This window comes from Hymenobacter sublimis, assembly GCF_023101345.1.
In the GTDB taxonomy this organism is placed as follows: domain Bacteria; phylum Bacteroidota; class Bacteroidia; order Cytophagales; family Hymenobacteraceae; genus Hymenobacter; species Hymenobacter sublimis.
This window is the reverse complement of record NZ_CP095848.1, coordinates 1,975,670-1,999,994: the sequence shown is the minus strand read 5'-3', so window position 1 is coordinate 1,999,994 and position 24,325 is coordinate 1,975,670. Positions and strand designations below refer to the sequence as shown.

At 61.4% G+C, this 24,325-nt stretch carries 19 protein-coding genes; 4 read left to right on the top strand and 15 right to left on the bottom strand.

The window, feature by feature from the left end; genetic code table 11:
- Positions 1-2 precede the first annotated feature (2 nt).
- The 3 genes from MWH26_RS08420 (at position 3) to MWH26_RS08410 (ending at position 2,518) form a co-directional block, all read left to right on the top strand.
- A complete protein-coding gene (locus MWH26_RS08420) occupies positions 3-977 on the top strand; it encodes a DUF2911 domain-containing protein (protein WP_247976848.1) in 975 nt (324 codons plus the stop codon).
- A 91-nt stretch (positions 978-1,068) separates the two neighbouring features.
- Positions 1,069-1,635 (top strand): Crp/Fnr family transcriptional regulator, encoded by a 567-nt coding sequence (locus tag MWH26_RS08415; protein WP_247976847.1) that lies wholly within the window; start codon positions 1,069-1,071, stop codon positions 1,633-1,635.
- Between the two features lie 70 nt (positions 1,636-1,705).
- Positions 1,706-2,518, top strand: a complete 813-nt coding sequence (locus tag MWH26_RS08410; RefSeq protein WP_311136889.1) for a sterol desaturase family protein — start codon at positions 1,706-1,708, stop codon at positions 2,516-2,518.
- 117 nt (positions 2,519-2,635) lie between these two features.
- Here MWH26_RS08410 and MWH26_RS08405 read toward each other — a convergent pair whose 3' ends face one another.
- From MWH26_RS08405 to mnmA, 6 genes are all read right to left on the bottom strand, one after another.
- Positions 2,636-5,188, bottom strand: a complete 2,553-nt coding sequence (locus tag MWH26_RS08405) for a TonB-dependent receptor (RefSeq protein ID WP_247976846.1) — start codon at positions 5,186-5,188, stop codon at positions 2,636-2,638.
- A gap of 9 nt (positions 5,189-5,197) precedes the next feature.
- Positions 5,198-5,902: a ribulose-phosphate 3-epimerase gene (rpe, locus tag MWH26_RS08400; RefSeq protein ID WP_375374039.1), complete on the bottom strand. Its 705-nt coding sequence runs from the start codon at positions 5,900-5,902 to the stop codon at positions 5,198-5,200.
- Between the two features lie 193 nt (positions 5,903-6,095).
- Positions 6,096-6,416, bottom strand: a complete 321-nt coding sequence (locus MWH26_RS08395) for a hypothetical protein (RefSeq protein WP_188558520.1) — start codon at positions 6,414-6,416, stop codon at positions 6,096-6,098.
- A 219-nt stretch (positions 6,417-6,635) separates the two neighbouring features.
- Positions 6,636-8,318, bottom strand: coding sequence for a S8 family serine peptidase (locus tag MWH26_RS08390; RefSeq protein ID WP_247976845.1), 1,683 nt, complete (start codon positions 8,316-8,318; stop codon positions 6,636-6,638).
- A gap of 204 nt (positions 8,319-8,522) precedes the next feature.
- Positions 8,523-9,278 (bottom strand): hypothetical protein, encoded by a 756-nt coding sequence (locus MWH26_RS08385; RefSeq protein ID WP_247976844.1) that lies wholly within the window; start codon positions 9,276-9,278, stop codon positions 8,523-8,525.
- 207 nt (positions 9,279-9,485) lie between these two features.
- Complete coding sequence (mnmA, locus tag MWH26_RS08380) at positions 9,486-10,634, bottom strand: tRNA 2-thiouridine(34) synthase MnmA (RefSeq protein ID WP_247976843.1); 1,149 nt, start codon at positions 10,632-10,634, stop codon at positions 9,486-9,488.
- A gap of 301 nt (positions 10,635-10,935) precedes the next feature.
- Between mnmA and trpF the strand changes: the two genes are divergently transcribed.
- Positions 10,936-11,556 (top strand): phosphoribosylanthranilate isomerase, encoded by a 621-nt coding sequence (gene trpF, locus MWH26_RS08375; RefSeq protein ID WP_247976842.1) that lies wholly within the window; start codon positions 10,936-10,938, stop codon positions 11,554-11,556.
- Positions 11,557-11,639: 83 nt separating this feature from the next.
- Here the strand turns inward: trpF and MWH26_RS08370 are convergent, their stop codons facing one another.
- From MWH26_RS08370 to MWH26_RS08330, 9 genes are all read right to left on the bottom strand, one after another.
- Positions 11,640-12,482, bottom strand: coding sequence for a maleylpyruvate isomerase family mycothiol-dependent enzyme (locus MWH26_RS08370; protein ID WP_247976841.1), 843 nt, complete (start codon positions 12,480-12,482; stop codon positions 11,640-11,642).
- A gap of 224 nt (positions 12,483-12,706) precedes the next feature.
- Entirely contained in the window at positions 12,707-13,369 is a 663-nt protein-coding gene (trmB, locus tag MWH26_RS08365; RefSeq protein ID WP_247977074.1) for a tRNA (guanosine(46)-N7)-methyltransferase TrmB, read from the bottom strand.
- 135 nt (positions 13,370-13,504) lie between these two features.
- Complete coding sequence (locus tag MWH26_RS08360; protein WP_247976840.1) at positions 13,505-14,806, bottom strand: bifunctional folylpolyglutamate synthase/dihydrofolate synthase; 1,302 nt, start codon at positions 14,804-14,806, stop codon at positions 13,505-13,507.
- A gap of 210 nt (positions 14,807-15,016) precedes the next feature.
- Positions 15,017-15,907, bottom strand: a complete 891-nt coding sequence (locus tag MWH26_RS08355; protein WP_247976839.1) for a hypothetical protein — start codon at positions 15,905-15,907, stop codon at positions 15,017-15,019.
- 165 nt (positions 15,908-16,072) lie between these two features.
- Positions 16,073-16,483, bottom strand: coding sequence for an ExbD/TolR family protein (locus MWH26_RS08350; RefSeq protein WP_244696147.1), 411 nt, complete (start codon positions 16,481-16,483; stop codon positions 16,073-16,075).
- A 116-nt stretch (positions 16,484-16,599) separates the two neighbouring features.
- Positions 16,600-17,334, bottom strand: coding sequence for a MotA/TolQ/ExbB proton channel family protein (locus MWH26_RS08345; protein WP_247976838.1), 735 nt, complete (start codon positions 17,332-17,334; stop codon positions 16,600-16,602).
- A 111-nt stretch (positions 17,335-17,445) separates the two neighbouring features.
- On the bottom strand, positions 17,446-18,693 hold the full coding sequence (locus tag MWH26_RS08340) for an HU domain-containing protein (protein WP_247976837.1): 1,248 nt from the start codon (positions 18,691-18,693) through the stop codon (positions 17,446-17,448).
- A 193-nt stretch (positions 18,694-18,886) separates the two neighbouring features.
- The gene (locus tag MWH26_RS08335) at positions 18,887-20,581 is read right to left on the bottom strand and encodes a TonB-dependent receptor (RefSeq protein WP_247976836.1); all 1,695 of its coding nucleotides are present in this window, start codon (positions 20,579-20,581) and stop codon (positions 18,887-18,889) included.
- A gap of 321 nt (positions 20,582-20,902) precedes the next feature.
- Positions 20,903-24,142 carry a tetratricopeptide repeat protein gene (locus MWH26_RS08330; RefSeq protein WP_247976835.1) on the bottom strand — a complete coding sequence of 1,080 codons (3,240 nt, stop codon included), beginning with the start codon at positions 24,140-24,142 and terminating at the stop codon, positions 20,903-20,905.
- Positions 24,143-24,325: the final 183 nt, after the last annotated feature.

The window sequence follows — 24,325 nt, the reverse complement described above, 5'->3', positions numbered from 1 at the left end:
TTATGAATCGTGTCCGGCTCGCGGCTTTCCGTCTGGGGTTAGGAATTAGCCTGTTATGCGCGGCGGGCCGGGCCCAGGCCCAGTCTGCCGCCCCCGTTTCATCCGCGCCTGAAACTCCGGTAGTGCCTACTCCTGCTGCCCCGGCTCCCGCGGCTAACGCCGCTGGTAGCCAGCCCGTGCAGCTCCCCCTGCCCCAAGCCAGCCCCCGGGCCCTGGTTAGCCAAACCTTTGGCCTGACGGAAGTAACTGTAGATTATCACGCGCCGGCCGTGCGGGCGCGCTCCGTGTGGGGCAGCCTAGTTCCTTACGACCAAGTGTGGCGGGCCGGGGCCAACGAGAATACGCTTATCACCTTCTCTACCCCCGTGCTGCTGCGCGGGCAAACGGTGCCAGCGGGCCAGTACTCTTTTTACGTGGTTCCTCACCAAGACCGGGACTGGGAACTGGTACTCAACCGGGTGACTACCCACTGGGGCGCCGAAGGCTACGACCAGCGCGACGACGTAGTACGGGTGCCGGCCATGCCGGAAACCGCGCCGTTTCACGAGAATCTGCTGTACTGGTTTTCCGACATCAAGCCCACGGGCGCCCACCTAAATCTGACCTGGGAAAAGCGCACCCTCACCTTGCCCATTGAAACCGAAGTGCACAAACAGGTGCTCAGCGGTATTGAGCGGGTGCTGCAGCAAAAGCCCGGCGACTGGCAGCTGCTGGCCCAGGCAGCCGATTATCTGGTGCAGAACAACATTGAGGCCGAGCGCGCCCTCACCTATATTAATGAGTCGTTGCGCCTGCAGGATGCGGCCACCAACAACTGGGTGAAAGCGCGCCTACTGGCCCAGCAGCAGGATTTTGGCACGGCTATCGTGTACGCGCGTAAAGCCATCAAGCTCGGTGACAAGGAAGACAGCACCTTTAAAAGTCAGCTGCCCAGCATGCGCATTGCCCTCACGGAGTGGCAGGCCAAAGCGTACTAGCACCCTACCCCCGCTTCTACTATTTAAAGCCGCCTTATCAGCAAGGCGGCTTTTTATTATTGGTTGCGGCTTGGGGGTTATCTTGGGAGCCATGGAAGAATTTCTGCGGCTTTGCCATTCCATTCACCCCCTGTCAGCCGGGTTGGAGCAGGCCCTGCGCCAGCAGGTCCGGCGCGACACGGCCAGCCCTCGGCAGCACCTGTTGCAGCCTGGCCACACGGCCCAGCGGCTGTATTTTCTGGAAACCGGGTTGGTGCGCGGCTACTACCTCAAAGAAGGCAAGGAGGTTACCGCCTGGTTTATGCACGAGGGCAACTTCATTGTTTCGATTCTCAGCTTTTTCTCCCGGCAGCCCTCCCACGAATACCTCCAGGCCCTGGCCGAGTGCGTGCTCTGGTCCTTGAGCTACGAGCAGCTGCAGGAGCTGTACCGGCAGTTTCCGGAGTTCAACGTTATCGGCCGCCGCCTCACCGAGCAGTACTACGTGCTCAGTGAGCAGCGGGCCTTGCAGCTGCGCATGCTCTCGGCAGCGGAGCGCTACGACCAGCTGCTGGCCCACTACCCCGATATTTTCCAGCGCGTACCGCTCAAAATGCTGGCCTCCCACCTGGGCCTGACCCCGGAGACCCTGAGCCGCCTGCGCACCCGCCGTTCTTGATAAATATCAAGGGTTGCCTGGTGCCGCCGCCGCACCTTTGGAGCAGGATTTCACCAACCCGCTGCTTTTTATGCAACCCACCAGTCAGGCCGCTTTCCACTGCGGCAGCACCGCCCTCTGTCTGACGCTTCCGCCATGGAGCGCACCACCCATGCTGGTCATTATTTTCGTGGCCTTTGCCTTTTGCTTTGTGCTGGAGCGCCTAATTCCTGGATGGAAGCTGCCCTACGTATCTACCTGGCCCCTGCGGGTGCTTACCATCAACCTTGCTCAACTGCTTGTGGTAGTGGTGGCCGGAATCAGCTGGGAAAAATGGTTTTCCGCCTACTCCCTGCTACAGGTGTCCCGTTACGTGGGACCGGTAACGGGCGGGCTGCTAGCCTACGTCGTAGCAACGTTCGTATTTTACTGGTGGCACCGTTGGCGTCACACCCAGGATTTTCTGTGGCTGCACTTCCACCAAATTCACCACAGCCCGCGGCGGATTGAGGTTATCACGTCCTTTTATAAGCACCCGCTGGAGATGACCGTGAATTCTCTGATCGGCGGGCTGCTAGTGTACACCGTTCTGGGCTTGAGCCCCGCCGCCGGGGCCGTGTACACGCTCTGCACCGCCCTGGGCGAGTTTTTCTACCACACCAATGTGCGCACTCCCCGTTGGGTTGGCTACGTGTTTCAGCGCCCTGAAATGCACCGCGTCCATCACCAATACCAGCAACACAGCCACAACTACGGCGACCTGGTCATTTGGGACTGGCTCTTTGGGACCTACCGCAACCCCGCCGAGTTCCAAGCTACCTGTGGCTTCGATGCCGACAAAGAAGAACAGCTCGGAGCCATGCTCCGCTTCCAGGATGTGCACGAGGCGGTTAAGCAGAGCTGAGGCAGTAAAGGGCAACACTACGGTTGTCGAGGGGCAGAACCGGGACATTTCCTAGTAGAAAGCCCCTCTAAATTAGTTTAGAGGGGCTTTCTACTAGGAAATGTCCCGGTTCTGCCCTTAAAACCGGGCCGTTATCCGCAGGTTCACGAGGCGGCGCGAGAGGAAGTTAGGAATGGCATAGAGGCGGCCATTCAGGTCCTGAATGTAGTTGTAGCCGGCCAGGTTGTCGGCCCCGAGCACGTTGAGGATTTCCAGGCTGGCCCACAAGGTTTTCAGCTGCACGGCGCGCCCGCTGGCTTCTTCCACGGCCGTGCGCAGGGTCAGCACCTTGGTAAAGCCCAGGTCCGCGCGCTTGTAGGACCGGGTGAGTTTGCTGGTGCCGCGCAAGTCCGGGTTGTCGGGGGGGCTGAAGGGTAGGCCCGTGCCAAATACCAGGTTCACGTAGCCCTTCAGCGAGGGGTTGCCCGGCAGGTTGTCCTGCAGAAACACGCCCAGGTTTAGCCGCTGGTCGGAGGGCCGGCGGATATAGCCCTTGGGCACGCGGCCAGTTATAAGGCCATCGGCATCAAAGGTGTTGATAGAATCGTCCTTCAGGTTTTCGCGGGTCGTGAGCACGCCCAAGCTAAACCACGACTCGGTACCGGGAATAAACTCCCCGCTTACCCGCGCGTCGAGGCCGGCGGCGTAGGCTGTGGCGTTGTTCTGGGCGAAATAGCGCAGGCGCACGTTGTCAATATCGTAGGGCACGACGTCGGTCAGGTACTTGTAATACGCTTCGCCAGTAAAGCGGAACGGGCGGCCCCACTTGGTAAAGCGCAGCTCGTTACCCACAATAAAATGCAGGGAACGTTGGGCTCGCAGGTCCAGGTTCAGCTCGCCCTGCTGGGCTTGCGGGGCCCCAGACTGGTAGCGCAGCTCCCGGTAGAAGGGCGGCTGATAGTACACCCCGGCCGCCGCCTTCCAGGACACCCGCGGGTTACGGACGCTGGTAAAGGCGTACTGCACCCGGGGGCTGAGGTTAAGCTGCTGATTGACCGTCCAGTAGTTGAGGCGGAGCCCGTAGGTCAGGGTTTTGAGCGAATCCAGCTGGTAGGTGTGCTGCACGTAGCCCTGAGTGCGGGTACTTTCCAGCCGCAAGTCGGAGCGCAGGCGGGTCCGGCGGGCATCGGGCACGTAGTCGGCCGAGTCGGTGAAGCTGTATTCATTCAGCTCATCCTGAATTCGCTCCCGCCCCACTTTCAGCCCCCAGCGCACGGCGCTTCGCTGCCCGGGCGTCCAGGTGCCGCGCGTTTCCAGGGTAGCAATGCGGGCAGTGAGGTAGTTGCGGGAGTGGTCGAAGCGGGAACCCAGCCCCCGGCGGTCCAGGTCCAGGCCGTAGTCCGGCGAGTCCGGGTCGCGGTTGATTTCGGCAATGCTGTAGGCCGCTTCCACGTCGCGGTATTCAAACTCGCGCGAGTACAGCAGCCCGCCCAGCAGCTCCAGGCGCAGGTTGGGTTGCAACGCGTGACGCAGGTTCAGCCCACCCTGGTAGGTGTCGTATTGCATCCGCTCCTGGCCTCCGTAGAAGATGTAGAGGCGGGAAAGTTGGTTGGCGGCGGTGCTAAAGGTACTCTCCCCGCTTTCGGGGTTAAAGCGAAAATCGTTGTGCGCAAACGTGTTAAACACGCCCAGGGTAGTGCGCTCCAGGTTTTCCCGCGGCCCCAGGGCCAGGGTAATCAGGCTTTGTCCGTCGTAGAACGTGGGGTTGTAGCGGCCTTGCTGCTGCTGCAGGGAGTTAAACACGTAGGTGGCGTTCTTGTAGCGCACCCCGGCCAGGTAGCTCACCCGCTTACTAAGCGAGGCTGCCTCCACGTGGGCCGTGCCGCCCACCAGACTAGCCGTGGCGGAGGCCCCAAATGCGGCGGGCTGCTTGTACTCCACGTTGAGCACCGAGGACAGCTTGTCGCCGAACTTGGGCTGCCAGCCGCCGGTAGAAAACTCCACCCGGTCCACCAGATCCGGATTAATAAAGCTCAATCCTTCCTGGGTAGCGGCCGTTACCAGAAACGGCCGGTACACCTCAAACCCATTGACGTAGACCAGGTTTTCCTCGTAGTTGCCGCCCCGCACCGAGTAGGTGCTAGTTAGCTCATTGGTGCTGGCTACCCCCGGTAGGGTTTTGAGCACGGCGCTAAAGTCGCCGAAGGGGGAAGGAATTTCCTTGGCCGCGCGCGGGTCCAGGGGAATAATACTGACTTGCTCCCGGGTATCGGCCGCGTCGGAGCGGCCCCGCACCGTAACGTTGCCCAGGGCGCGCGTGTCCTCCGTGAGCGTAAGGCTAAGCTCGCGCTGCTCCTGCAGGTTCAGCGTCAGGCGCTGGGTTTGGTAGCCCAGCCGGCGCGCTACCAACACGGGCGCTTTACCATTGAGTGGGCGTACCACCGGCAAGGCAAACCGGCCCCGGTCGTCGGTGCTCGTGCCGCCTACTAGGCCCTCCACTCCCACGGCTACCTGTTCCAGGGGCTGCCCGGCCGCGTCGCGCACGGTACCCGTCACGAGCACGCGGGCGGTTTGCTGGGCCTGCACGGCACTGGCGGGGCCCACAATCAGGGTCAGCCCCACCCCTACGGGCACCGCCTGCAACAGCAGGGGCAGCCACAGCCCCGAACGAGAACGGAAAAGTTTCGGCATCCGGGCGGCTTAGTTGTAGTCCTCCGTATCGGCGGCCAGGGCCGATAGCTGGTGACGCATCTGGGCCAGCGTGGCCACCGGATCGGGAGAGTTAAACACAAAGGAGCCCGCCACTAGCACGTCGGCGCCGGCTTCTACCAGGGCGGCGGCATTGTCCAGGCTCACGCCCCCGTCAATTTCAATCAGGGCCGCCGAGCCACTGTCCACGAGCAGCTCTTTTAAAGCCGCTACTTTGCGTAAGGTATTGGGAATGAACGATTGCCCTCCAAAGCCGGGATTCACCGACATCACGCAGACCAGGTCCAAATCGGCGGCAATGTCCTCGAGCACCCAGACGGGCGTGTGCGGGTTCAGGGCTACCCCGGCCCGGCAGCCCAGCTGCTTAATCTGCTGCACCACCCGGTGCAGGTGGGGGCAGGCTTCGTAGTGCACGGTAATGTTGGCGGCCCCGGCGTCGCGGAAGGCGCTCAGGAAGTGCTGGGGCTCCTCTATCATCAAATGCACATCAATGGGTTGCTGGGCGTGACGGTGCACGGCCTGCAAGACGGGAATTCCAAAGGAAATATTGGGCACAAAGCGCCCGTCCATCACATCGAAGTGCAGCCAGTCGGCGGCGGAGCCGGCTAGCCGCTCCGTTTCGGATTGCAGATTACCAAAATCAGCGGCTAGTAAGGAGGGCGCCAGCAGCGGGGCCATACGACGGGTAGAATTCATGCTGCGAAAGTAGCGGATTGCGGTGAGCTGCCGGTAAGGTGAGCCGCTGATCCTGCCGGAAGTACAACGGGCAGCAACTCCGCATTCCCATACGATAACCTACCGCCGCTCATCATAACGAGGCCCCGGAACAGCTAGTATTCCGGGGCCTCGTCTTGTGCTCAGCTTGGGGAGTGAAAGCGGCGGGGTAGCATTAGCTGGGCTTTTCCCAGGCGCGCCAATCCAGCTTGCCGTCCTCGGTCTTGCGCAGGAACACGGTTTGGTCATCGTCCTGCCGTTTGCCGAAAGTCACGTCGCCGCGGCAATCCAGGCATTTGACGGAGGTATATTTGAATTTATCCTGGGCGACCCGGGCCGTCAGGTCCAGGTTATCGGAGCCGCAGAGGCCACACTTGGGCACATCGGGGAAGCTCAGCCGGTCATACTCGGCCACTACCTCGTGAAAGTTAGGACCCTGCACCGTGAAGTGAAACTGCCGGCGCCCAATGCGCTTGGAGACCATCATTTGTAACATACTGGAAGAGAGTTGGAAGTGTAAAATCGATGTACAGTCGTGAATATGTAACAAAATCAGGCTCCGAATAGGTCCCGAATTAGCTAATTAAATGTGCAATAAACTAATATTAATAGCAAACACTACTCCTGTACTTGACTAAAAAAACCGGGGTAGGTAGCTTTCAACCACGTTAAAAGCTACCTACCCCGGTTAAGAAGTTGCTATAGCGCGCAGAAGCTACAGTTTGACGAACCGTACCGTGCGCTGTTCGCGGCCGGCGCTAATGGTACAGGTGTACACGCCCTTGCCCAGGACGCCCGGCTGCAGGCGCACGGCGCTGGCCGTGGTGGGGGCTACCTGCTGCTCGGACACCAGCGCCCCCCGGGCATCATAGATGCGTACTCGGAGCGGCACCGCCTGAAAGCCTACGGCCAGTTGCAGGTACAGCTCCGTTTCCTTGATCGGGTTAGGGTAAATGAACAGTTCCTGCCGGGCAGCGGCCGCACTAGCAGCCAAGGGCGTACCGGGGTTCGCCAAGTTGTAGGCCGACACGAAATTTGGGATGCCGTAGCCCACCTCATCATTCGGGGCCGTGGCCCGGCTGCCGGAGCGCTGCAGGAAGCTGATAACCTGCTGGGCCGTGAGGCGCGGATTAGCCTGCCAGAACCCCGCAACCATGCCCGCCAGCACCGGACACGAGTAGGAAGTACCGTTGCCGCGGTTCACGCTGCCATCGGGTGCCACAATGGCCGTTTGGAAGCCCATGGCAGCCAAATTCGGCTTGATGCGACCGTCGGCGGTAGGTCCGCGGGAGCTGAAGGAGGCCCGCACCAGCAGGGAGTCAACGGCCCCCACTGACAGAATGGAATCGGCATCGGCCGGGGCCGTGACGTAGCGCCAGGAGCTGGCGCCCTCGTTGCCCGCGCTATTCACTACTAGCATGCCTACCCGGGCGGCCACCGTGGCGGCGCGACTAGACAGGGCCGTGCGCCCATTCAGGTCGGCGTAGGTGTAGTCAATGGAGGGGTAGTCAAAGGTATTGTAGCCCAGCGAGGAGCTGATAATATCGACCCCGGCGGAATCGGCGTATTCGGCCGCTAGCAGCCAGTTGGCTTCTTCCACCGGATGCTCAGAGGAGGCATCCTCCGTGATGCACAGGTGGTAGGTGGCCTTGGGCGCCGTGCCGATGTACACGCCCGGCTGGTTGCCGGCCATGGTGGAGAGGCACTGGGTGCCGTGGCTGTTGCGCTGGTAAACGGCCGTGTTTTTGTCGACGAAGTTAAAGGTGCTGGCCAGGCGCTGCTCCTGATACAGGGCCGCAAAAGCCGGCGCCGTATTCACCCCCGGAAACCCGGCATCGAACACGGCAATCTGCATGCCCTCCCCCCGAAAGCCAGCCTCGTGCATTTTCACCGCGCCAATCATCTGGGCCTGCGTAAAGGCCTTGCCGTACTGGTTGCGGGTGCTGCGTTCCTGGGTAGTAGGCACTTGGTCCCCGTTGCCGCGCTTGCGGGTGCCGGGCAGGCCCCGGTTCAGGGTGCGGGCCGACCGGACGCAGGGCAGCGCCTGCAGCTGTTGCAGCGTCGCCGAGTCGCAGGCCACGACGGCGGCGTTAAACCAGCGCGACGTGTACCACACCTGAGCTCCGGACACGGCCTTAACCTGCTGCACGTAGGCTGGGCTTACGGGCAAGTCGCGGGGCAGAATGGCAATGTTCTGCCGCTGCCGCCGCTGCACCGAGCGGGCCGAAAGAAATGTCTGGGGCTGGGAGATGCTGTGGGGCGTGCCGGCTTTGTCCTTGAAGTACACCAGATGCTTGCGCACGGTACCCGCGGTGCGGGCAGGAGCCGGGTGCAGCGGGTGGTTGCCGGCGGCAACCGAGAGCAGGGCTTGGGTGCTTATTCCAGCAAGCAATACCAAGCGGAAAAAAGAGCGGGATAGAACCATTCGTGTGCCGAATTGACTTGCCGGAAGATACGAAGGAATCCTGGATTTTGTCCTTTTCCGGGCCGCTTTGCACCGGCTGAGGGCACCCCAATTTCAGCGCAGCCCAGCAGCCACCACGCCGGCGCGAGGAGTCGCGTCGGCGTGGTGGTAAGGAACCGTAAGGCCGCCTGAAGACTGCTATTTTCCGGAGGCTATGAGCACCTCGCTGCGCGACTGGCCCTGCTGCTTGAAGGCCGGATTGCAGCCCACCGCGTCGCAGCGGCTGATAAAGCGCCGGCGCACCCGGTACACCGGCCCAATGCCGCGGGCAAAAGTCGTGCGTAGCACGGTGGTGTAGGCCGCATTCACGTCCTGGGCCAAGTCATTGACTGTGGTAATGGTTTGGTCGTACTGGTAGGTTTGCCCGCCGCGGGTGATGCGGAAAGGCTGGTTGGCGCCGACGTAAAAGCGGTTCACGACCGTCAGCGAATCCAGGGTGTTGAAGGCGTTAATGTTCCAGGTTTTGCCTTCCTGCACCGGAAATACCAGTTCCACCGTGCGGCGGTTGTTACGCTGTTCCGTCAGGGCCTGACCTTTAACCGCCACGGTAATCACCGAGTCTATCTTCCAAGGGTCCGTGGCCAGCGTGCGGCGGGAGCGGATAACGCGGTACACGGGCTGGCCGGTAGCATCGGGCTCCAGGGCCGTGTCAACCTGCTCCCGAAACTGGAAGCGGCTTACCGTGGGCACGTTGGCCTGGTAGGCAGTGTCAATTACGTCGTAAATCCGGTACGCCCCCAGTTCCAGGGGGTAGTAATCCCGGCCCTGGTCCGGCACGGGCATGGTTTCGTTTTCACAACCCGTCAGCCCTCCGGCGGTGGTAAGTAGTAACAGCGCCCACGCGCCGGCCGGGCGCCGCAGCAAGTGAGCAAGTAGAGAATACGTCTTCTTCATACAGTGTCGATAATGCTGGAAAAATAGCACCGGATCCGCATACTTCCGGCCCTTGGCCGCTCAAACTATCATTCGGCCCGACTGGTTCCGGCATTTCGGCGGTAGCCGGGCCTGTGGGCCCAGCGGCAGCAAGCGGACCTAGCCCGAACGCACGGGGCGCGAACTTTCGTTCGCGCCCCGGCTTAGCAGCTACGATGGCAGCCCGTACTACTGGGCCGCTACTACGGCCGCTGCAGGCTCGGGGATTTCGCCGATGGTGTGGCGCTCAATCCAGCCCCCCCCCAGCACGTCTTCTCCCTCGTAGAAAACGGCAGCCTGCCCCGGCGTTACGGCGTGTACCGCCTCCTCGAAGTAGATGTAGATTTTGTCGCCCTTCTGCTCCAAGAAAGCCGGGGAACCGTCGTGGTTGTAGCGGATTTTGGTGACGCTGGGTACCAGCCCGCGCCCTTCCAAGGAGGCGTACTTGCCCATGTTCAGCTTGCCCACTACCGTGCGCGCGCTGGCCAAATCCTCGAAGTTACCCAGCACCACCCGGTTGGTTTCCGGGTCGATGGCCGTGACGTAGGCCGGAAAGCCCAAAGCTACGCCCAGGCCTTTGCGCTGCCCGATAGTGTAGAAGGGGTAGCCCTCGTGCTTGCCAACTACGGTGCCGTCGCGCAGCACAAACTCGCCGCCGGCCACGCGCTCCTCCAGGCCCGGTACCCGCCGCCGCAGAAAGCCGCGGTAGTCGTTGTCGGGAATAAAGCAGATTTCGTAGCTCTCGGGCTTGTTCACCAGCTCGGTGAAGCCCCGCTCCCGGGCAAAGTCGTAGATGGCCGTTTTGCGCAGCTGCCCCAGCGGAAACAAGGTGCGGGCCAGGCTCTCTTGCGTCACGCCCCAGAGGGCATAGCTTTGGTCCTTGTTATCATCAAGGCCTTTGCTGATAACGTAGCGGCCGTTTTCGTGGCGCACCTGGGCGTAGTGGCCGGTGGCAATAAACTCGCAGCCCAGCTGGTCGGCCCGGCGCAGCAGCGCATCCCACTTAATGTGGGTGTTGCAGAGCACGCAGGGGTTGGGCGTACGGCCCGCCAAATATTCCTCCGTGAAGTTGCTGATGACAAAGTCCCCGAACTCGTCGCGGATGTCGATGATGTAATGCGGGAAGCCCAGTTCCACGGCAATCTGGCGGGCATCGTTGATGCTGTCCAGGGAGCAGCAGCCGGTTTCTTTCTTGCTGCCGCCCGCCGAGGCGTAATCCCAGGTTTTCATGGTCATGCCGACCACCTCATAGCCTTGCTCGTGCAGCAGCACGGCCGCCACGGAGCTGTCGATGCCGCCGCTCATGGCTACCAGCACCCGTCCTTTCGTTGTGTTCATACTGAATCAAATTGCGCCCGAAGCGTGAAAGGTTCCGGCCGAATACGCAAAGGTACGCGCAATTGTACGTTACGCCCGAAACCGGCAGGTGAGTTTCCTCCCCCGCAACCGGCCACTACCCCCAACACGACGAGCTTGCCCGGTAGCAAAAATTTTCTACCTACTTAGAAGGCTCGTTCTAAGCGAGTTGCCCCGCCCTTGGCCGATAAACGCATGCTACGCCCCTAAAATTCTTTGAATATTGCAGCGGCAGCCACCACCGGCGGCTCTCCCTTTCTGTTTCCTTCCTGATTTCCCTGCTATGGCTTTGCTAGTTCCCGTGATGGTGCGCGGCATTAATAACCTCTCCGACGCCCGCTACTGCGCCGGTATGGGGGCCGACTCGCTTACGTTTCGTCTTGACCCGGCCTTTGCCGACTACCTCACGCCCGAAACCGTGCGCGAGCTGAGTGGCTGGGTGGCCGGCGTGCAGCTCATCGGGGAATTTGACGCCCTACCCATTGAGCAAATCAACCAGCTGGTGCAGGAATGCGGCCTGCACGCCGTGCTGCTGCACCGCCGCCACCCCGCCGATGAGCTGGCCGCGCTGACCGTGCCGGCCCTGCGCTTCATCACCTGGATTCCGGACATGGTGCACGAGGACGTGGAGATGCTGCTGCGCGAGCAGGCCCCCTTCTACCAGGGCTTCGTGCTGGCCACTGCGCCTACCCCCCTGCCTAATCCGGCGGAGGTAATCCGGCTAACTGAATACGCCCGCCAGTACCCCATGTGGCTGGGCGCAGGCTTTGCCCCGGATAGTTTGCGCGACTACGTGCAGGCGCTGAATCCGGCGGGCATCGTGCTGCAGGGCGGCGACGAAATCAAGCCCGGCCTGCGCGACTTCGACGAAATGGAAGCCGTATTTGAGCAGCTAGAAGACTAACTACCCCTACTGAGGTAGTAAAGCGGGGCCCTTTCCGAAGCAGGAAGGTGCCCCGCTTTTTGTGGGGGCTGTGCCGCCAGCAGCTAGGCCATAACCGTCAGTAAGGAATACACGGGGGCCGTTAGGTGAGTGGGGCCCTGAAACCTCAGGCAGGTGGCGGCTTCATTGGGGGGTAGGCTGTTGGTAAACAGCCGCCACGCCACCTGGCCGGGCAGCTCAACAGCAGCGGCCACCGGACCACCCTCGTAGTTTTGCCCCAGTACCCAGCCGCCCTTAGCTCGAAGCAGAAACCACGTATCCCCACCCTCACCCGTCACTCGGAAGCGCACAGCCGTGCCTTCCGGGGCTACTACTGCACGGTAGTGATAAGGCAAGGCCTGTAAACAAGTAGCCAGAAACGGCCGGTAAAGCTCCGGGCTAAACAGCGGCGCCTCCTGCCCTACCGCCTGCCGGATTTGCTGCTGATGGTGCCACTTTTCGGTGTACTCGCGGGCGACGTGAAACTGGTTGGTCGATTGCGCTTCGCCGGCCCAGGCCACGGCAAATGTGGCCGGCGCCGCTGGGTCCAGGGACGCCAGGAAGTCGTTGTAAGCGGGTCCTACCAGCTCCAGCAGCCACGTCAGTACCGCCGGGCTCAGGCGCTGCCCGGCGCTTACCCAGGAGGTATTCAGCCCGTTGAGGTAGCACACCACATCGGCGTATTCCCCGCTGGCCGGACCAGGGCCGGCGAAGTGCCCGTCGCGCAGCATGGACAGGCTGCGCAGGCTGCCATCCAGCAGGTGCAGGGCCACGTCGCGCACCGTCCAGGCGGGCGCCAGGGTGGGTTTCTCCCAGTCGGCGGGGGCAAGACTACGCAGCACTTCCACGAGCCGGCGGTCCAGCTCCGGAAACAGTGGTAGGGTATCGGGAATGGAAACAGGAGTCATTGAGCGAAGCTAGAGATTTTGCGCTGTTCTCCTACCCCGCCACCCACGGGCCGTAACCTAGGCGGTTTGGCCCCTGAGTAAACAGAACGTCATGCTGAGCCGCGCGAAGCATCTCTACCTCTGACTACCTAATGCATAACAACGAAGTGGTAGAGATGCTTCGCGGGGCTCAGCATGACGATCTAAAAGGCACAGAGTATTTTCTCGACTTCTAGACACCGACCCTAGCTGAGCTGAAACTGCAGGTATTTGATAGGAACCCCGAGCGTGCGGTACTTGCGCTCGAAGGTGGTTTGGATGTCCTCGGCGTGCGGGAGCAGCTCAGGGGTAGCGTACAGGTCCTTGGTGTAAGCCAGCATGGTAGCGCCGGGCCGCTGCTGCAGGGTTTCCAGGGTGAAGTCGAACAAGCCCTCGTTATCGGTTTTGAGGTGCACCAGCCCACCAGGGCGCAAGATTTGCTGGTAGAGGTCGAGAAAGCGCGGGGCCGTGAGGCGGCGCTTGATGTCCCGGTCGCGGGGGCGCGGATCGGGGAAGGTTATCCAGATTTCGTGCAGCTCGCTGGGCGCGAAATGGGTGAGCAGATCGTGGGCGCGGGTGCGCAGAAACCCCACATTGGTTAGGCCCAGGGCTTCGGCGCGGGTGCTGCCCCGCCAGATTCGCTCGCCCTTGATGTCGAGGCCCAGGAAGTTGCGCTCGGGGTAGCGCTCGGCCAGCCCCACGGTGTACTCGCCCTTGCCGCAGCCCACTTCGAGCGTAATGGGGTTCGGGTTGCGGAAGAACTCGGTTTGCCAGCGCCCGCCGAGCTGCTGATAGGTGGCTTTACCGGGTTCTACTACGTCGGGGCGCTCCGCGTTATCGGCGAAGCGCTTCAGTTTTACTCGACTCAAAATGGTGAGATGGTGAAATAGTGAAATGGTGAGTTGGCGGAAGTGAAGTAGGATTGTCATTCCGAGCGAAGGGAGGAATCTGGGTGCCGGCAGAAGAGGCTAACCCAGATTCCTCCCTTCGCTCGGAATGACAGCTTACAGCTCTTCAATTTCGGCCACCACAAAGGTACTACCCCCAATGAAGACCACATCATCGGGCTCGGCCGCGGCCCGGGCGGCAGCTACGGCGGCCGATACCGGCCCGTAGGCTTGGCCGAGCAGCCCCGCGGCGGCGGCTCGCTCGGCTAGCTCCCCGGCGGGTAACGCCCGCGGGATACTGGCTTGGCAGAAGTAATAGGTGGCATCCTGGGGCAGCAGGCTCAGTATTTTACTCACGTCCTTATCATTGACTACCCCCAACACGAAGTGCAACTGCCGGTACGGGAGCCGCGCCAGCTGCCCGGTGATAAAGCGTATTCCCGCCTCGTTGTGCCCCGTGTCGCAGACTACCAGCGGTTGGCGGCCCAGAATCGTCCAGCGGCCCCGGAAGCCGGTGAGGCGGCGCACGTTCCGCAGACCCTCGCGCACGGCCACTTCTGGTATCACGAAGCCCTGCCGGCGCAGCTCGTCCAGCACGGCCAGCACACCAGGCAGGTTCAGGCGTTGGTAGTCGCCCACCAGGGCCAAGTCGACATTGTCGAGGTAAGGTGCAGTATCGCGCGTTAGGTGCAGCACTTGCGTGTCCTCCTCGGGGGCAGGCTCCCGCACCAGCTCGGCACGGTAGTGGGCATCAGCAAACAGTAGCGGCGCGCCTTCCTGCCGGGCTTTCTGCTCAAATACCGGGGCTACTTCGGGCTGGGTCTGGCTGATGATGGCCGGCACGCCGGACTTGATGATACCAGCTTTTTCACCCGCAATCTGGGGTAGCGTGTTGCCCAGCAAATTCTGGTGGTCGAAGCTAATGTTGGTTATCAGGGAAACCAGGGGCCGGATGATGTTGGTGGAATCCAGGCGCCCGCCCAGGCCTACCTCTACCACGGCAATGTCCACCTGCTGCTCGGCGAAGTAACTGAAAGCCAGGGCCACGCACATTTCAAAGAACGAGGGCTGCACTTCATCGAAGAATCCGCGCCAGCGCTCCACCCAGGCCACGAGGTAGTCGGGCGCCAGGTCCTGGCCGTTTACTTTGATGCGCTCCGTGAATTCCTTGAGGTGGGGCGAGGTGTAGAGGCCCACTTTGTAGCCAGCGGCCTGGAGTACCGCGGCCAGCAGGTTCGAGGAGCTGCCCTTGCCATTGGTGCCCGCCACATGCACGCTCCGAAACGTACGCTCAGGGTTGCCCATGGCCGCGGCCAGGGCCTCGGTACGCTCCAGCCCCGGCTTGTACCCCGCTTCCCCTACCCGCTGAAACATGGGCAACTGCTGGTAAAGGTAGTCGAGGGTTTGCTGGTAGGTCATGGGAAACGAAGCGAGAATTTCAGGGCGCAAAGGTAAGCGCCTACGCCTGCTTTGCGTTCTTGCTGAATAATGCAGAAAGCGCCGCCCTAGCTAGTAAGGCGGCGCTTTCGGTTGTCATTTCGAGTGAAGCGAGGAATCTGGATTAGCCTCTTGTGATGAATCCAGCTTCTTCGTCTCTGCTTGATGCACAGAATGCGCTGAATGCCAAAGTTATTGTACCGTAAAGCGGAACGTGTAGAAGCCGGTAGCCCCGCCCTCAGCGGAACTGGTGCGGCGGAATTCCACCTTCTCCAGAGCATCGCGGCACATACGGTCTTGTGCAGGTGACACGTTCCCCGAAACCTTCGTTACCGATTCCACTTCCCCATCGGCGTTGATTTTGATCTTGTAGCGCACAAACCCGGAGTTGTTGTCTACCCCAACAACATCCGGCTTGCTGACTACGGCCCAACCGGACATTTCCAGGCCGCCGCTGCCGGGGCTGGTGCCGCGGCCGCCCTTGCCCGGCTCGCCGGAATAAGCCGTGCCGCCGTAGGTGCCGCGCGGGTCGCCCTTGTCGCCCACGGTACCGGGGTTGTCGCCGTTGTTGTTGCCGGTGGGGGCGTTGCTGGTGCCGTTCACCCCGTTGCCGCCGCCGTCGGCGCGGTTGGCGCGGGGCGTGAACACGGCCCGCTGGTCCACTTTCGGGCGCGGAGGCTCGGGTTTTACTTCTTCCTTGGGCGCCTCGGCTACCTTTTTCACGGGTGGCACCGTCACGGGACTTTCCTCGGCCTCGCTGGTTACTACCCGCTCCTCAGTGGGCGGTGTGGGGTCGGGCTGGGCGACGGGTTGGGGCGGCGTGGGGTCGGGCTGGGCGGCCGGCGGGCGGCTGTCCTCCCGGTTCTGCGACTCGTTGGCGGGGGCTTGGCTCTGGATGTCGCCGGAGCCTACCTCATCTACCCCGTAGTTCAACTCCACCCCGTCGCCGCCGGCCAGCTCATCCAGGGGCGGATCGGGGCCTTTGAACACGGTAAAGAAGAACAGGGCAGCCAGGGCCGCATTAATCATCACCGTGCCCAAGAGGGCCTCCCGGCGGTGCTCTTCCCGATATTCGGTTGCCATGGGACTTGTCTTTTAAGGAAACGACCCCACCGCTAACCGCCGGCAGGCCACTTCTGGTAATCAATACGCCCCGCTCCGAAAAACGGCAGACGGGGCGCTTGTCTTGCTACAGGTAACGGCCGAACCAGTTCCGCTGGTTCACGCGCCGCTGGTTGGGGCGGTGGCTTACTTACCCGAGGCTTGCTGGGCCTGAGTAGCCATTACCATCTTAATCTTGAGGCGGTTGCCTATTTCCAGAATATCCACCAGCTTCTGCACGTTCAGCGAAGCATCCACGCGCAGTACAGCCGTGGGGCTTTCCAGGCCCTGTACGCGGCGGGCCAGTTCGGGCTCCAGCTGATCGGGAGTAATGTTCTGGCGGTCAATAAAGTAGGCACCAGCTGCATCTACGGAAACCGTGATGGGCTGCTTCATGGCCTGCTTGCCCGAGCGGGCGTTGGGCAGCATGAGTTTGATAACGTTGGGGTTCACCATCGTCGACACAATCAGGAAGAACAGCATCAAGAAGAACATGATATCGTTCATCGAGCTGGTCTCGACGTGGGAGGAAACCTTGCGGCGCCGGCTGAGATCCATGCAGTGAGGTTGTGAAGTTGCGAACTTGTGAAATGGTGTGAGTCTATTGATGGACTAGCTTGAAGTGGGCGTACAGAACGTCAAACTCACCATTTCACAAGTTCACAATTTCACCTTTAGTTGTCCTGAAGAATATCCATGAACTCGATGGCCGAGTTCTCCATGCGGAAGACCATGCGCTCCACCATAATGCTGAGCCAGTGGTAGCCGATGTGGGCGATGATACCCACGATCAGGCCGGCCGCCGAGGTCACCATTTTGGTATACAGACCGCCCGAAATTTGGGCAATGCCGAAGTCGCCGGTGGAGCTGATGGCGTAGAAGATTTTGATTACGCCGATGATGGTACCCACGAAACCGAGCATGGGCGCAATACCGGCCACAATCCCCAGTACGTTGATGTTCTTCTCGAGGCGGGCAATTTCGATTTTACCCACGTTTTCCACGCTGGTTTCAATCTCCTTGAGGGGTAGGCCGATGCGGCGGATGCCCTTCTCAATCATGCGAGCCAGGGGCGTGGGATTCTGGGCGCACAGCATTTTGGCGCCCTGCAAATCTCCCTTTACCATCAGCCCCCGAATGCCGGGCATAAACGATTCCGGCACGGCCCCGGCCTTCCGAATGGTCAGGTAACGCTCCAGAATAATGTACACGGAGACGAAAAACAGCAGAAACAGCGGCACCATAATCCAGCCCCCGGCCAGAATCAGGTCGATGAGCGAGAGGCCGGGCGCGGCATTGGCCGCCGCGTTGGCTGCGGTAGCAGCCGAGTCGGCCGCGGCGGGCGAAGCGGCGGGAGCCGCGTCGCTGCCAACCTGGAGTTGCAGCAGCAGGGAGAGCAGGTGCGTCATGCGTGGAATAAGGTGAGAAGCAAAAGAATAGCTAAAACACACAGGCCTTAGTTGGCTTTGCCTGAGCGCTTTAGCTATTCAAAATTTCAATTTAGTGAGTCAAGTTTGAGCTTAGTAGTTTTTAATCCACAGGTCGCCCATGCGCTTGCGCAGGATGCTAGCCTGGCGGTCGGCCGAAGCCCGGTCGGGGTAGTCGGCCACGGATAGCATGAACTGGCGGCTGCCGGGCGCGGGCAGAATTACGCGGGCCGGGTGGCCTAGGCGCACCAGCGCCTGGCGACCTTTCTCGGCGTTGGCCAAGCTGGTGTAGGAGCCCGCCACGATGTAGTAACGGCCCGTGCGGCTTTTAATTGTCGCGGAAGAGGCTCCGGCGGTTGCATTGGTAGCGGCTGCTTTTTCCCAACCCGGCGCCTTGGCCTTGGCGGGTTTGGCCGCTTTACCTTTCACCGTTTGCACGGGGGTAGCAGCTACCGGCGCCGCTGGCTTGGGCGCGGCGGCTGGCACAGTTGCGTGGACCACCGGCTTGGCCACCACTACGGGTTTAGCAGCAGGCTTTACCACCACCGCCTTGGCAGTTGAGGGCGCGCTAGCGGCATTGTTCCACTCGTCTTCGGTGGCGGCAGAAACCGGAGCATTCAGGCGCGGCGTGGGGGTAGCAGCCAGTTCTGAAGACGGATCGGCAAGGGCCGCCTGCTGCCGCTGCGTGGACTGCGGGGCCGGATTAACCGCCGAGGCCTCCGCAGCGTTACCCGATAAGGCCGTAAGGCGTAGGTTGTCAGGCAGGTAGCCGAACATATCGGCGAAGATATAGTTGGCCGACAGCACCAGCCCGGCAATACTCACCATGCCTAGGGTGCGCAGCACCCGGACCGCCCGCCCCGACCGGGCCGAGGCTAGCAGCGGGGCCGGCGCGGGCCGCTCGCGGGCCAGCAAGGCATCCGTCGCGCGCACGGGGCGCGAAACCAGCTCGGGTAGGCCAAAACTGGCGCTGAGCAGGTTCTGCCCGCCCGTGTATTCAAATTCCAGGCCGCGGCCCGGGGCTCGCCGGAATATTCCTACTCCGCCTAGCTCCGTGCGCAGGCCATTTTCCAGCTCTTGCTCCATGCGTACCACGGCTTCGCGTACCAGTTGGCGGGCCTGGGCCGTACTCACGTTCAACGTCCGGCTCAGGGCATCAACCAGCAAGCCGTCGTTGCGGGTCAGGGACTGGTTGAAGGCCACCCGCTTGGCCGGTGGGGCCAGCGTATGCCGCACCGGATGAATCTGGGCGGGCGCATAGTCGGCAATCAGGCCGCCGAAATCGGGGATGATGACGCAGTCATGGTCCCGGAGCAAGGTGCGGATATGGTCAGAAAGCATTTGGTGGGTACGTAAGAAATGTGCTGGCAGGCTAAATGAAACAGCAACCATCCCTCATTCTGAGTACAGCAAAGGACCTTATCCGGCAGAATTGAACGTGGTTACGTCACTAGTTCTGGCATGATAAGGTCCTTCGCTGGGCTCAGGATGACGGGTGATTAGAGGTGCCTTGCCGCATTAGATCAGGGTCAGATTAAAAGTCGTAGGTCACGCCGGCCAGCACGTTGATTCCTTTCACGGGGTAGTTCAGGAACCGCTCGTACTTCTTGCCGATGAGGTTGTTGCCCAGAGCAAATATGGACAGATTTTCCATAATGCGGTAATCAGCGCGCAGATTCAGGTCGATAACGGCGTCCGTCGGACGGGGTGCGCGAATCTTGGGCGAGAAGCCTGGATCAATCCGGGATGCGTTAACCAAACCTGTTCCGTAGCTGGAGCTGTAGGTGTACAATTCGCCCCCCAACAGCAGCTTATCGTAGAGGTTATACGTACCGAATAGCACCGACTGAAAGGCCGGGCGGTGAAAGGCCTTGGCCAGGGTTTTCACGTTATAGCCGTTGTAATCGGCTTTGAAACCGAGGCGAAATTGTTCGGCGGCGTTATAGATAATTTCGCCGTGCACGTTTACTAGCTGAGTCGCCTTGGGGTCGTACACGAGGTCGAACTTGCTGGAGTCGCGGCGGGAGTTGTTGTAGAAGTACAGGTTCCGGTCGTTGGCCAGAGTCACGCGGGCATTCACTTGCAGAGCCCGGGCCGGGGTAGCATTGAACCCAAAGTACAGGGTAGGCCCGCGGCGGGTGTCGGCTACCCGCACGTTGGGCGCCAGCCAAGGGTTTTCAGTGGTCAAATCGTACATGGTCACGCGCTGGATGGCGCCACCCAGGCCGGCAAAAGCCACGAACTTGTCCTCGGTTACGGTGTAGGCGGCGCGCACGGCTGGGTAGGCGTTGAACTGCCGAGCCCGGCCAATGGTGTCGCCAGTGTAGCCCAGGGTAGCGCCCACCGACAACGCCAACCGATTAAAGGTCACCTCGTAAGCTGGGGTAACCTGCACGAAAGGCCGGCTCACCGTCAGCGAATCCTTGTGGGAGATAAACGACACGTCGCCGTTGATGCTCACGCGGCTGGTTTCGCCGAGGCGGTAGCCGGAGCGCAGGGTGGCGTACACGTTGCTTTCCCGGGCTTGGTAGTAGTCGCTCCAATAGTTGAAGCCCAGGCCGAGGTCGTACTGAAAAGCGGCGTCCTGGGCGCGGTTGCGGGCGTACACCTTCAGGGCCGCGCGCTTGAATACTTGCTTGATGCTATCCTGGGTGGGTAAATCGGCTACGTTGCGGTTGTAGCCATAGAAGTTGTACCGCTCCCGGCCCAGGTCCACCTTGGCGCCCAATGCCACGGGGCCGCTGTAGGTTTCCCCGTTCAGCCCCAAGCTAGTCTGGGCCTGACTGGAGTTCTTCTTGTCGATGGGGCCGCGGGAGGACGAGAGGTGCTGGAAGTCGAGGCCGTAGGAAGCCGACTCGGAGCGGGTGTTGTGCAGGTAGGCCCGGCCGTAGGCGGTGCCGTAGTTACCGATGGCGGCCTTGAGGTAGTTGCCCGTGAGCGGGGCCAGTTCCTCCTGCCGGATGGTCAGTACCCGCACGGAGGGGTTGAGTTTGTCGGCTGGCAAACGGAAGTCGGGGTAGGTGTAGCCGACGGCCTCGGTGGTTTTGGTCGGGGCTTCCACCTTCACCTTCTCGAAGTTGCGGGTGGCCTCGGGCAGCTCGTTCACCCGCTCCTTCACAATCTCAATTTCGGCGTCTTCAATCTTGCCGCGCGTCTTCTGCGCCCAGGCTTCGGTAGCCGGAACGGTGGTCGTCAGTAGGGCCGCGGCGGCCAGTAGTTTGTGCTTCATATAGGGTCTTGGGACTTGGGGCTTTGGGGCTTGGCTGACGTTCTGATGTTCATCCTTGCTCATCACCTCCTCTCCTATTATTTTCTGACTTTAAATACTTTACACCTGCTAGCTTACAGAACTACTGCAGCTATCGACTCGCTGTAGAGACGCGATATTTTGCGTTCCGTGGTTGCTGAGGTTACTTACTTTGTTATTCCGAACCCAGTGAGGAATCTGGGTTAGCTTCTTGCGTTCGACCCAGATTCCTCACTGGGTTCGGAATGACAGGTGGTAGTTGGTCAACGGGGAAGACGCGAAGTGTCGCGTCTCTACAGCGTTCTATTCCTCTTGGGGGGAAGCCGTGGAGTTGGTCGTTGAATCGGTGGGTTGCACGTCGCTCGGCACCAGGGAGCTGCGCACCGGGGTCTTGCCGGTGGCGGGCTTGCTGGTGGTTTTGCCGGTAGCCGGTTTGGTGGTCGGGGTGGTGGCTTTGGGCGTGGTTTTGGCCGGCGGCGTTTTGGGGGCGCTCGGGGCCGGCGTGGCGGCCGGGTCGGCAGGCAGGGCGGCCAGGCGCTGCTTGGCGCCCTCCACGATTTCCGCTACCGGGAATTTGTTGTCGATGATAGAGTTGAGCGTGGCGCGGGCCTGGAAGATTTCGTTCTGCTCCTTGTACACGTCGGCAATCAGCAGGAAGGCCCGGCCCAGCCACAGGTCGTAGTTGGCGAAGTCGGAGTTGCTCTTGTAGGCCGCGTCCAGGGCTTCAGGGTACTTCTTCTGCTGGTAGAGGGCGCTGGCAATCAAGTACTGGGCTTCGGCCCCGCTTTCATCCTTAGCCGTGTTGGCCGCGGTAGTTAGCTCCCCGATGGCCTGCTCCAGGCTGCCGGCTTTGTAGCTGGCTTTGCCTAGGTAGAGCAGGGCTAGGTTGGTGGCATTGAGCGAGGCGCCGCCCTGGGCCTGCAGTTCCTGGGCTACCCGGCGGGTGCCTTCCAGGTCGCCGGTTTCGTAGTAGCTCTTCATCAGCCCGATGCCGGCGTTGGCTACCTCCCGCTTGTTCTGGGATACTTCGCGCAGACGACTGTAGTAGCGGGCCGCCTCGGGATAGTTCTTGTTTTCAAACTCCAGATCAGCCACCCGGCCCACGGCCCGGTTCACGAACTCACTTTTGCCTTCCTCCACCACCGCTTTCAGGCGGGGCAGCGCGTCGGTTTTGCGACCCGTGCGCAGGTAGGAATCAGCCAGGAAGTAGCGGCCATCGGCCGAGAGTGTGGTGCTGGGGTATTGCTGCAGGTAGGTTTCCAGGCGCGGAATGGCCTGGGCGTACTTCTCCGCCAGGTACAAGGACTTGGCTGCCTCAAACTCCACGCTTTCAGTGGCTTTGCTGTCGGGGTTTTGCTGCTTGAACTGAGCCAGGTACTGGTCGAACTCCTCGGTTTTGCCCTGGGCCGAGAGGCTTTCCTGCAAACTGTAAATGGCGCTGCCGGCTGCCTTCGTGCGCGGGTACTGGCTGAGTACGCGCTTGAAGTCCTCGGCGGCCTTAGCGTGCTGCTCCAGGTTCTGGTAGGCCACCCCGCGCTTCTGCAGGGCCTGCGGAATCAGCGGGGAGTTGGGGCGGTTGGTAATCAGGCGGGAGAAACCCTCCACGGCGGGCTGGAACGAACCGGCCTCGAAGTCGAGCTGGGCCTGCTGGTACACCGCGTCATCGGCGTAGCGCGAGGTGGGCGAGGTTTTCAGCAGGGTACTCAGGGTGCTGCTGGCTTCCTCGCGGCGGCCCATCAGCCCCAGCGTCACGCTCTTCTGGTAGTAGGCGTAGTCCTTGTCGGCGGCGTTGGCCTGAATGACTTTGTTGTACTGATCTAGGGCCTGCTGGTACTGCTTGGCTACGTAGTAAGTGTCGCCGAGGCGCAGGGTCACGTCGTAGTAGTTCGGGTCGGCGGGTTTGGCGCTGCCGTCCTGGAGCCAGGCCTGGAACTGCTGGCGGGCCCGGTCGTACTGCTTGGTGTTGTAGTAGGCGTAGCCCAGGCCGTAGCGGGCCTTCTGGTCGAAGTCGGTTTCGGAGGCCGAGCCGGTGCGGGCTGTGCGCGCGGCGGCCGTGTAGGCCGTAATGGCGGGCTGGTACTGCTGGCCGTAGCTGTAGATTTCACCTTTCAGCACCTGAGCGGCAGCGCGCAGGGCGTCGTCCTGGGGGTACTTCAGGCTCTTATCGAGCACCGGCAGCGCGTCCTGGTAGCGGTTGTTGTTGTAGAGGGTAGCCGCCTGCAGGTAGGCCACGCGCTGGTAGGTAGCGTTGAGCTTGGTGCTCCGCTCGTCGAGGTTATCGAGGTAGTTGAGGGCCTGGGCGTAGTCGGAGGAGTTCAGGAAACTCTCGCTCAGAATGTCATCAGCGGCCGCCTGGTTTTTGGAGCGGGGGAAACGCTTCGGGAAGTCGCGCAGGGCGGCAATAACTTCCTGGGTGTTGCCCAGCTCGTAGTTTACCTGGGCGTATTTCAGGGTCGCGTTTTCGGTAATGACCTTGTCGAACGTCACCTTACGGGCCGCATCGAAGGAGTTCAGGGCCAGCGGCTTCTGACTGGTTTTCAGGTAGCTCAGGCCCAGGTGGTAGGCCGCATTCTGGCCCAGGGAGTCGCGGCGGGCTGCTACCCCCTTCAGGCTGCCGATAGCGCCTTTGAAGTCGCCTTGCTTGAAGTTGGCGTACCCAATCTTGTACTGCACCTTGGGGTCGATGCTCTTGCGGCCGGCAGCGTACTTATCGAAATACTCGGCGGCCTGCTTGAAGTCTTCCTTCTGGTAGTAGGCGTCGCCTACCAGCAGCTGAATTTCGTCGGCGCTCTGGGGTGGCGGGGTTTGCTGCAGGGCCTGGGTGCCGTAGGTAATCAGCCCCTCGTAGTCGCCTTCCTTATAGTAAATCTGCGACATCACGGCCGGCACCACGGGCTTGTAGGCGTCGTTCTGCTCGGCCACGGCCAGGTCCTTGCGGGCCCCGGCGTAGTCGCCGGCGCGGTAGGCCAGGTAGCCGGCGTAGTAGGAGCTGGCGTAGCGGTACTCGCTGGCCCCGGCCTTGTTACGGTCGAACTGCAGCTTGGCCTTGTCGAATTCCTTCTGAGCAAAATAGCTGTAGCCTAGCTTGAACTCGGCTTCGGCTCGCTGATCATCGGAAAGGTTATCGGGCCCTACCTTCTGCAGGTAGTCAATGGCCTTCACATAGTCCTTCTTATCGAAGTAGAACTTGCCCAGCTCGAAGTAGGCCTGCGCAGCCTTGGGGTGGGCCGGGTTGTTGGTGGCAAACGCCAGAATGCGCGACTCCGAATCGGGGTGGAACAGGTACAGGCCCGACACGGCGTAGTAGTACTCGGCATCGGTGGTGCGGCCGGGGGCCAGCTCGCCGGTGCGGCGCTGGGTGAGGTCGAGGTAGCGCTGGAAGGCTTGCTGGGCCGCGCCGTACTTGCCGCGGTCGAAGAGTTCGAGGCCTTCCTGGTAGTGGCGTTCGTCGGCGGTGAACACCTGCGTTTGCTGGGCCTGCGCGGCCAGGGGGGCGGCAGCGGAAAGGGAGGCGGCCAGCGCCAGGCGGGGGAATAGTTTCATCAGAAAGCGTTACGCACAAGGGAGGCCGGCGCCGCCAGGGCACCGGGAATCAGCCAAAAGTAGCGAAAAGTTCGGCCGAGGTTGCCCGGAAAGGGGCCTTTTTGCCGGTGGTAACGCGGTGCCGGGTAGGTTTGGTGTAGAAAACCCAAGGATTCTACCGTGCTTGGGGAGTCTATTTCTCTA

Excerpts from the sequence above, each read along its gene's own strand:
- MWH26_RS08360 (WP_247976840.1), bottom strand. The coding sequence starts at position 14,806 with ATGACCTACCAGCAAACCCTCGACTACCTTTACCAGCAGTTGCCCATG.
- MWH26_RS08405 (WP_247976846.1), bottom strand. The coding sequence starts at position 5,188 with ATGCCGAAACTTTTCCGTTCTCGTTCGGGGCTGTGGCTGCCCCTGCTG.
- trpF (WP_247976842.1), top strand. The coding sequence starts at position 10,936 with ATGGCTTTGCTAGTTCCCGTGATGGTGCGCGGCATTAATAACCTCTCC.
- MWH26_RS08340 (WP_247976837.1), bottom strand. The coding sequence starts at position 18,693 with ATGCTTTCTGACCATATCCGCACCTTGCTCCGGGACCATGACTGCGTC.
- MWH26_RS08350 (WP_244696147.1), bottom strand. The coding sequence starts at position 16,483 with ATGGATCTCAGCCGGCGCCGCAAGGTTTCCTCCCACGTCGAGACCAGC.
- MWH26_RS08410 (WP_311136889.1), top strand. The coding sequence starts at position 1,706 with ATGCAACCCACCAGTCAGGCCGCTTTCCACTGCGGCAGCACCGCCCTC.
- MWH26_RS08395 (WP_188558520.1), bottom strand. The coding sequence starts at position 6,416 with ATGTTACAAATGATGGTCTCCAAGCGCATTGGGCGCCGGCAGTTTCAC.
- MWH26_RS08415 (WP_247976847.1), top strand. The coding sequence starts at position 1,069 with ATGGAAGAATTTCTGCGGCTTTGCCATTCCATTCACCCCCTGTCAGCC.
- MWH26_RS08385 (WP_247976844.1), bottom strand. The coding sequence starts at position 9,278 with ATGAAGAAGACGTATTCTCTACTTGCTCACTTGCTGCGGCGCCCGGCC.
- MWH26_RS08420 (WP_247976848.1), top strand. The coding sequence starts at position 3 with ATGAATCGTGTCCGGCTCGCGGCTTTCCGTCTGGGGTTAGGAATTAGC.
- MWH26_RS08370 (WP_247976841.1), bottom strand. The coding sequence starts at position 12,482 with ATGACTCCTGTTTCCATTCCCGATACCCTACCACTGTTTCCGGAGCTG.
- MWH26_RS08330 (WP_247976835.1), bottom strand. The coding sequence starts at position 24,142 with ATGAAACTATTCCCCCGCCTGGCGCTGGCCGCCTCCCTTTCCGCTGCC.
- mnmA (WP_247976843.1), bottom strand. The coding sequence starts at position 10,634 with ATGAACACAACGAAAGGACGGGTGCTGGTAGCCATGAGCGGCGGCATC.
- rpe (WP_375374039.1), bottom strand. The coding sequence starts at position 5,902 with ATGAATTCTACCCGTCGTATGGCCCCGCTGCTGGCGCCCTCCTTACTA.
- MWH26_RS08355 (WP_247976839.1), bottom strand. The coding sequence starts at position 15,907 with ATGGCAACCGAATATCGGGAAGAGCACCGCCGGGAGGCCCTCTTGGGC.
- MWH26_RS08335 (WP_247976836.1), bottom strand. The coding sequence starts at position 20,581 with ATGAAGCACAAACTACTGGCCGCCGCGGCCCTACTGACGACCACCGTT.
- MWH26_RS08345 (WP_247976838.1), bottom strand. The coding sequence starts at position 17,334 with ATGACGCACCTGCTCTCCCTGCTGCTGCAACTCCAGGTTGGCAGCGAC.